Genomic DNA, 6790 nt, shown 5'->3' with positions numbered 1-6790 from the left:
CCGTCGCCGTGCGCGCTCCACCGTCCGGTCGCGGGCGGTGCGGCCAGGCTGGGCTCAGCCGCAGTCGGGGCGGCAGGCGCGCTGCGAGAGCGCATCGACGAGCACGATGCCGAGATCCTCGGGCCTCGTCGCCGAGTACGCCGCGCCGCCGGTCACCTCGGCGATGCGCTGCATCGCCTCGAGGTCGGTGTCGGGCCCGAAGCCGACCATGATGACGGGGACCGGTCGCTCGGGGTCCTGCCGTGCGGCGAGCTGCGAGAGCAGTTGGTCGAGCTCGAGGCCGCCCTCGTCCTCGTTGCGCCCGTCGGTGATGAGCAGCACCGAGTTCATCTTCTTCGGGTCGTAGCCCTCGCGAACGCGATCGACCGCGGCCAGCGTCGTGTCGTACAGGCCGGTGGCGCCGCCCAGCCGGTCCGGCAAGGAGGCCACCACCCCCATCACCTGCGCGGTGTGCCCCTCGTCCGCGAGCGGGGCGATGGGGGCGAGCTCCTCCCAGTCTCGCTCGCCGTCGCGCGCCGTCGAGAAGACCCAGACGCCGAGCTGCACTTCGCCGGAGAACTGGGCGAGGGCACCGCCGGCGGCCCGCTGGAACAGGTCGATCCGGCGCAGGCCGTCGCCCGCCGGGTCGGCCATCGACCCCGAGACGTCGATGACGGCGAGCATGCGGGAGCGGAGCGTCATGACGCCCCACTGCCGCAGCAGCTCCAGCTGGCCCGCGCCGAGCGAATCCGCGGCGAGCGCGGTCTCGAGCACGGTGCCGGGGAACGGCAGCTCCGCGCTGACGCCCGAGGTCGTGATCGTGCCGGAGCCGTCCGGGCGACGGAGCCCGGCGTGCAGCAGCGGACCGGCCTCGGCCCTGAGCGCCGCCTCGAAATCGACGATGCCGGTCGCGGTGTCCGCGTGGGCGGCTTCGATGGCGTCGGCCGAGCCGGAGCCCGCCGGCGCCGGCACCCGCACGAAGGGGTAGTCGAGCACCACGGTGCCGTCGGCCGGATAGCTCGCGATCAGCAACTGCGCGGGGCGGTCGCGATTGTGGCGGGCGACCTCGGACTCGCTCATCACGACGACCGAACCGGCCGCCGCCGAGGAGATCGCCGCGTCCGCCGAAGCGGGGATGACCCGGCCGAGCGCGAGCATCGCCGCGGCGAGCTGCCGGGGTTCCTCGGGAGCGGAGACCGCCTGCACCGCGGAGAGCGCGGCGAGACTGGCCGCGCTCGCCTCCGGGTCGGGCAGCAGCGCGGTGAGCGTCCGATCGCGGATCGCCGACCAGCTCGGCTCGACGGGGAGCGCGTCCGCCGCGGCGCTCGGGGTCGCGAGCACGATGGGCGACACGGCGACGGAGCCCTGCGAGTCGAGCACCGGCGCCTGCCGTCCGAATGCTTGGGCGAGTGCGCCGAGCCGGGCCACCCAGACGCTCGAATCGGGGATCCACGCGTCGCCCGTGAAGGTGCCCGCGGCGAGCGCCGCGGCCGTGTCGGCGGAGTCCTGCGAGACGACCTCGGCGGCGAGGCACGCGTCCGCGTCGGCACCGAGCCGCTTCGCCGTCTCGCGTGCGGCGCCGGCGATCGACGGATCGGCCACGACGACGATCGCGCGCGGGGTCGGGCACCCCTCGGCGGCGGCGGGCGAGGCGGGCGGTGCGATCACCCCGCCCGCCCACAGCGCGCCGCCCGTGGCGACGAGCAGCACGGCGACGCCGCCGGCGATCAGGGCGCGCCGGCGGCGGGGCGTGCCGGCGCTGCGGCGCTCGGCGTGTCTCGCGTCACGGCGCGATCGGGTTCCCGGTTCGGGTACCGGGTCGCTGTGTCGTCCCACGTGCACTCCAGGTGAGCGTCGGCCGCTTCGCCGCCGCCCCTCGAACGGGCTCCCCCGTTCGAGGGGGAAGAGAACGAGAACAGCATAGGGGATCGTGCGAGGATGGCACGACGGTGAACGTCATGGAACCGTTCCGCGATCGAGCCCACGCCGGGCGACTGCTCGGCGAAGCCCTGCAGCACCGGCGAGCGAGCTGGCCGGAGCCGCTCGTCGTCGTGGGCATCCCCCGCGGCGGCGTGCCCGTCGCGGCGGAGGTGGCTGCTCGGCTCCGAGCTCCGCTCGAGGCGATCGTCGTGCGCAAGCTCGGCGTCCCCGGTCAGCCGGAGCTCGCGATGGGGGCGGTCGGGCAGGCCGGCGCCGGTGCCGGGGCGCGCGCGGCCGTGGTGTGGAACGACGACGTCGTCGAGGCGGTGGCCGTCGACGAGGCGGAGCTCGCTGCGATCGTCGCCCGCGAGTCCGCGGAGGTCGAGCGGCGCGCGGCCAGGTGGCGCACGGATGCCTCGGCCGCCGCGGTCCGCGATGCCGCCGTCGTGCTCGTCGACGACGGGATCGCGACGGGCGCGACCGTCGCCGCCGCCGGACGTGTGCTCCGGGCGCTCGAGCCCGCGCGGCTGGTGCTGGCCGCCCCGGTCGCATCCCCGCAGGCGCTCGCCGAGCTCGACGGCTTCGACGAGTCGGTCGTGCTGTCTGCCCCGGCCGACTTCCACGCGGTCGGCGCCTGGTACCTCGACTTCGCCCAGACGCCGGACGAGCTCGTCGACCAGCTGCTGCGCCGAACCCCGCCGGGGTGAATCATCGCGCTCAGCTCAGCTCAGCCGGGCCCGCACCGCCGTCGCGTCGAGCGCCTCGTCGGCGAGGACCTCGCTCGTGAACCCCGCACGCGCGAACAGCGCCGCGGAGCGCTCCGCCTGCCGCGCGCCGCACTCGATGACGACCGCACCGCCCGCTCGCAGCCATCGCGGGGACTCGACCGCGATCCTGCGGTGGAGGGCGAGCCCGTCGCGCCCGCCGTCGAGGGCGAGGCGGTGCTCGTGCTCGCGCGCCTCGGGCGGCATGTGCGCGATCTCGGCGCTCGGCACGTAGGGGGCGTTCACCGCGATGACGTCGAATCCGCCGAGGAATCCGCTGGGGACGGCGTCGAAGAGATCGCCCTGGCGCACGACGCCGCCGGCCGGTTCGAGATTGCGGCGCGCGGCCGCGATCGCGGCCTCGTCGAGATCGACCGCGAGGAGCCGCACGTCGGGCAGCTCTCGCTGCAGCACCGCCCCGATCGCGCCGACGCCGCAGCAGAGGTCGAGCACCGTCGCCGGTGGGGAGGCGCGGCGCGCGAGCCGCACGGCCTCGCGGGCGACGAGCAGGGTGCGAGCCCGCGGCACGAACGCGCCGGGTTCGAGCTGCAGCCGGAGGCCGTCGAACTCGGCCCAGCCGAGGAGCTGCTCCAGCGGCTCCCCCGCTTCGCGGCGGGTGACGAGCCGCTCGAGTTCGCTCGCAGCCGCCGGGCGCGACGCCGCCACCGCATCGAGCAGCAGCGCGGCCTCCTCCTCGGCGTACACGCAGCCGGCGGCGCGGAGCCGCGCGGCGAGCGCGGCGAGATCCGGGACGGCGGGCGGGGTGGTCACGCCCCCATCATCCTCCCGCCCGCCCTGCGCGACCCGTCCAGCCCGTACTGCGCGTCGTCGAGCGCTGGCGGATCTGCTCCCCCGCTGCCAGGCTGGGCTCATCATGCGCGTCTTCGAACTCGCCGGCCGCACGGCGCCGCGGACGGCCGTGCTCGTCGAGGGCGACAGCGACGCCGTCGTCGTCGAACGGTTGGCGGCCTCGCGAGGCATCCGCTTCCACGGCGGGGCGGGCGGAGCCGCACTCGTGCCGATGCACGGCGTCACGAACATCCGCCACGTGGTCGCCGAACTCCGGACCGCCCATCCGCAGACGGCGTTGCTCGGACTCGCCGACGCCCCCGAGGAGCGCTTCGTGGCGGCCGCGCTCGCCGAAGGCGGGGCGATGCTGGATCGCGACGGTCTCGCCGCACGCGGCTTCTTCGTCTGCGTTCGCGACCTCGAGGACGAGCTCATCCGAGCCCTCGGCACCGATGCGGTCGAGGACGCGCTGCGGCAGATCGGCGACGCCGGCCGGTTCGCGAGATTCCAGCGCCAGCCGGAGTGGCGCGACCGGGCGCGGGCCGATCAGCTGCACCGCTTCGCCGGCAGCGGCGCGGGGCGCAAGCGCGCCCTCGCGGCGCAGCTCGCCGAGCGGCTGGATGCCTCGACCACGCCCGAGCCGCTCCGTCGGCTCCTCGACCGCCTGGAGCTCGAGCTCGGGTGACTCAGCCCGCCCGCCACTCCTCGGCGAGCATGGCGTAGGTGAAGCCGTCGATCCAGCCGAGTTCGGCGTGCCAGGAGTCGCGCACGCCGTGCTGCTCGCGCCGCATCCCGAGTTTCTCCATCACCCGCCAGGAGCCGGTGTTGTCGGCGAAGCAGCCCGCGGTCACGCGGCGCACTCCGAGCTCGTCGAAGGCGAGGCTGAGCAGTGCGCGAGCGATCTCGGTCGCGTGTCCGGCGCCGGCGTGCGCTGGATCGATGAGATAGCCGAGGTCGGCCTCGGCGCCGCGCCACGGGCCGTCGGGCACGTGACTCTGCCCCATCGCGTCGCTCAGCGAGAGCGAGCCGGTGCCGACGACCTCGCCGTCGAGCAGTGCGATGGCGGAGTGGTCTGTCGGGTCGGCGATGCTGTCGAGCCACGCGGTGCGGAACGCCTCGGGCTCGACGGTGGTGTGCAGCAGCCAGCGGGTGACCTCCGGACGGTTGCGCCACTCCAGGACACGGTCGAGGAGTTCGGCGGTCGGCAGCCGCAGTTCGAGGCGGCCGGCGGGACGGGGCCAGGACACGTTCGCAGTCGTCATCGCCTCCCAGTCTGCCAGCGACCCCGACCGGCCGCAGCCGCGCGGGCCGCCGCAGCTACTTGACGAGGCGGGACAGCACCCGGTCTGCGAGCACCTTGCCCCCGGTCTGGCAGCCGGGGCAGTACTGGAAGGTCGAGTCGGCGAAGATGACCTGGCGGATGGTGGAGCCGCACACCGGGCAGCTCTGCCCCGTGCGGCCGTGGACGCGCAGCGCGCGCCGCTTCGCGTCCTTCAGCTCGGCCGGCGGCTTTCCGGAGGCCTCGGCCACCGCCTCGGCGAGCGTCTCGCGCATCGCGGTGTAGAGCTGCTCGACCTGCTGCGGCGTGAGCTTCGCGGCGAGGGCGTACGGCGACATGCGGGCGGCGTGCAGGATCTCGTCGGAGTAGGCGTTGCCGATGCCGGCGAACACGGATTGGTCGCGCAGCAGGCCCTTGATCTGCGTGCGCCGCCCGTCGAGCACGGCGGCGAAGTCGGCCAGAGTGAACTCGTCGGCCGTCGGGTCGGGGCCGAGTCTCGCGATGCCGGGCACCTCGGCGGGATCGCGGACGACGGAGACGGCGAGCGACTTCTTCGTGCCGGCCTCGGTGAGGTCGAAGCCTGAGCCGTCGTCGAGCCGTACCCGCAGCGCGAGCGGCGATTTGCCCGGCTTCACGGGGGTGGCGGGCAGCTCGTCGTACCAGCGCAGCCACCCGGCGCGGGCCAGATGGAACACGAGGTGCACCCCACCCGCGTCGAGGTCGATGAACTTGCCGTGTCTCGCGACCCGTTCGATGGCGCGCCCCTCGAGCGCCGACAACGGCGGGTCGAACGTCTTCAACGCGGCGATGGCGGCGACCCGCAGCGACGCGAAGGCGTGACCGACCGCGCGTTCGTCGAGGAACGCCGTCAGCGCCTGCACCTCGGGGAGCTCCGGCATGCCTCGATGCTGCCATCCGCCGCCGACATCCGGAAGCGCTCAGGCCTGGCGAGCGGATGCCGAGGCGAATGTCGGTGGGTGCTGAGACACTCTCAGCATGAACGAGATCGAGCTCCGGCAGACCCGCGAATTGCGGGTCGGCGACACGCTCGTGAACACCACGGGCCGCCACTACGAGATCACCAGCGTCCGACGCATCGGGCGAGGCATCCGCGTCGAGTACACGACCGTCGACGGCGCGGCCGGTCGGTTCACGGCCGCGCCCGAAGCCACCGTCCGCGTCCTCGTCGCCCCGCTCTCCCACGCCGCGGCCTGAGCGCACGCGTCCGGCGTGCGCTCAGCGCCGCCAGAGATTCAGCGCCGCCAGACGTACGGGGTCGTCGTCGACACCTTGACGAAGCCCGAACGCTCCAGGATCGGCCGTGAGAACTCGGTCGAGTCGCTGGTGATGTGCGTCTTGCCCTGCGCGAGCGCCGAGCGCGCCCGCGCCGAGGTGAGCGCCCGGTAGATGCCGCGCCCGCGCCACTCCTCGCGGGTCGCCCCGCCCCAGATGCCGGCGAACCGCGTGCCGGGCACGGGCTCGATCCGGCCGGCGCTGACGAAGCGGCCGTCGACCTCCGCGACCCACTCCTCGACGCCGTCCCCTCGGGCGAGCTTGCGGAGGAGCTCGTCCGCCCGGGCCTCTGAGACGGGGCCGCCGAACACCTCGTCCTGCATCGCACTCGCCGCGCGCACCTCGCGCTCCTCGACGACACGACGGATCACCACCCCGGGCGGCAGCTCGACGTCGACGGCGAGCTTCGTCGCCGCGCCGATCATGATCGACTCGGGCTCCTCGGGCACGAAGCCGTGCGCGAGCAGCGCCTCGTGGAGCCCGGGCGCGGCATCGTGGCCGCGCGTCTTCCACTCCGCCTCGACGACCCGCTCATCCGCGGCGAAGCGCCGTGGGACCTCGGCGACGAGTTCGCCGAGGCGTTCGGCCGTGGCGCCGCCGAGGTCGCGGTAGCTGACGAAGCCACGGCCTCCGGCGAAGCGGGCGACGAAGAGCGGACCGAGACGATCGACCGCCTGCGCCTCGCGGACCTCGGCCTCCGTGCGGAGCTCGTCGTCATAGGCCAGGAGCAGTTCGGCGCGTTCGTCCATCCCGCCATGCTCGGCGA

At 74.5% G+C, this 6790-nt stretch carries 8 protein-coding genes; 3 read left to right on the top strand and 5 right to left on the bottom strand.

Annotated features, from left to right (window positions below; translation table 11 throughout):
- Positions 1 to 54: 54 nt before the first annotated feature.
- The gene (locus IEY71_RS07140) at positions 55 to 1815 is read right to left on the bottom strand and encodes a VWA domain-containing protein (RefSeq protein WP_189084546.1); all 1761 of its coding nucleotides are present in this window, start codon (positions 1813 to 1815) and stop codon (positions 55 to 57) included.
- Positions 1816 to 1937: 122 nt separating this feature from the next.
- On the opposite strand from IEY71_RS07140, the gene IEY71_RS07135 reads away from it, so the two are divergent.
- Positions 1938 to 2606, top strand: coding sequence for a phosphoribosyltransferase (locus IEY71_RS07135; protein ID WP_189085114.1), 669 nt, complete (start codon positions 1938 to 1940; stop codon positions 2604 to 2606).
- 15 nt (positions 2607 to 2621) lie between these two features.
- Here IEY71_RS07135 and IEY71_RS07130 read toward each other — a convergent pair whose 3' ends face one another.
- Positions 2622 to 3434 (bottom strand): putative protein N(5)-glutamine methyltransferase, encoded by an 813-nt coding sequence (locus IEY71_RS07130; RefSeq protein WP_229781565.1) that lies wholly within the window; start codon positions 3432 to 3434, stop codon positions 2622 to 2624.
- A 103-nt stretch (positions 3435 to 3537) separates the two neighbouring features.
- Here IEY71_RS07130 and IEY71_RS07125 point away from each other — a divergent pair, with 103 nt between their 5' ends.
- Positions 3538 to 4137 carry an ATP-dependent endonuclease gene (locus tag IEY71_RS07125; protein ID WP_189084544.1) on the top strand — a complete coding sequence of 200 codons (600 nt, stop codon included), beginning with the start codon at positions 3538 to 3540 and terminating at the stop codon, positions 4135 to 4137.
- Position 4138: 1 nt separating this feature from the next.
- Here IEY71_RS07125 and IEY71_RS07120 read toward each other — a convergent pair whose 3' ends face one another.
- Together IEY71_RS07120 and IEY71_RS07115 are read right to left on the bottom strand one after the other, a co-directional pair.
- A complete protein-coding gene (locus IEY71_RS07120) occupies positions 4139 to 4714 on the bottom strand; it encodes a GNAT family N-acetyltransferase (protein ID WP_189084543.1) in 576 nt (191 codons plus the stop codon).
- Between the two features lie 55 nt (positions 4715 to 4769).
- Entirely contained in the window at positions 4770 to 5630 is an 861-nt protein-coding gene (locus IEY71_RS07115; RefSeq protein WP_189084542.1) for an Fpg/Nei family DNA glycosylase, read from the bottom strand.
- Positions 5631 to 5727: 97 nt separating this feature from the next.
- On the opposite strand from IEY71_RS07115, the gene IEY71_RS07110 reads away from it, so the two are divergent.
- Positions 5728 to 5946 (top strand): hypothetical protein, encoded by a 219-nt coding sequence (locus IEY71_RS07110; RefSeq protein ID WP_189084541.1) that lies wholly within the window; start codon positions 5728 to 5730, stop codon positions 5944 to 5946.
- 38 nt (positions 5947 to 5984) lie between these two features.
- On the opposite strand, the gene IEY71_RS07105 is transcribed toward IEY71_RS07110, so the two are convergent.
- The gene (locus IEY71_RS07105; protein WP_189084540.1) at positions 5985 to 6773 is read right to left on the bottom strand and encodes a GNAT family N-acetyltransferase; all 789 of its coding nucleotides are present in this window, start codon (positions 6771 to 6773) and stop codon (positions 5985 to 5987) included.
- Between the last annotated feature and the right edge of the window lie 17 nt (positions 6774 to 6790).

This window comes from Agromyces mediolanus, assembly GCF_014648575.1.
Lineage (GTDB): Bacteria > Actinomycetota > Actinomycetes > Actinomycetales > Microbacteriaceae > Agromyces > Agromyces mediolanus.
The sequence above is the reverse complement of the archived record's forward strand: the minus strand, read 5'-3'. Positions and strand labels throughout refer to the sequence as shown.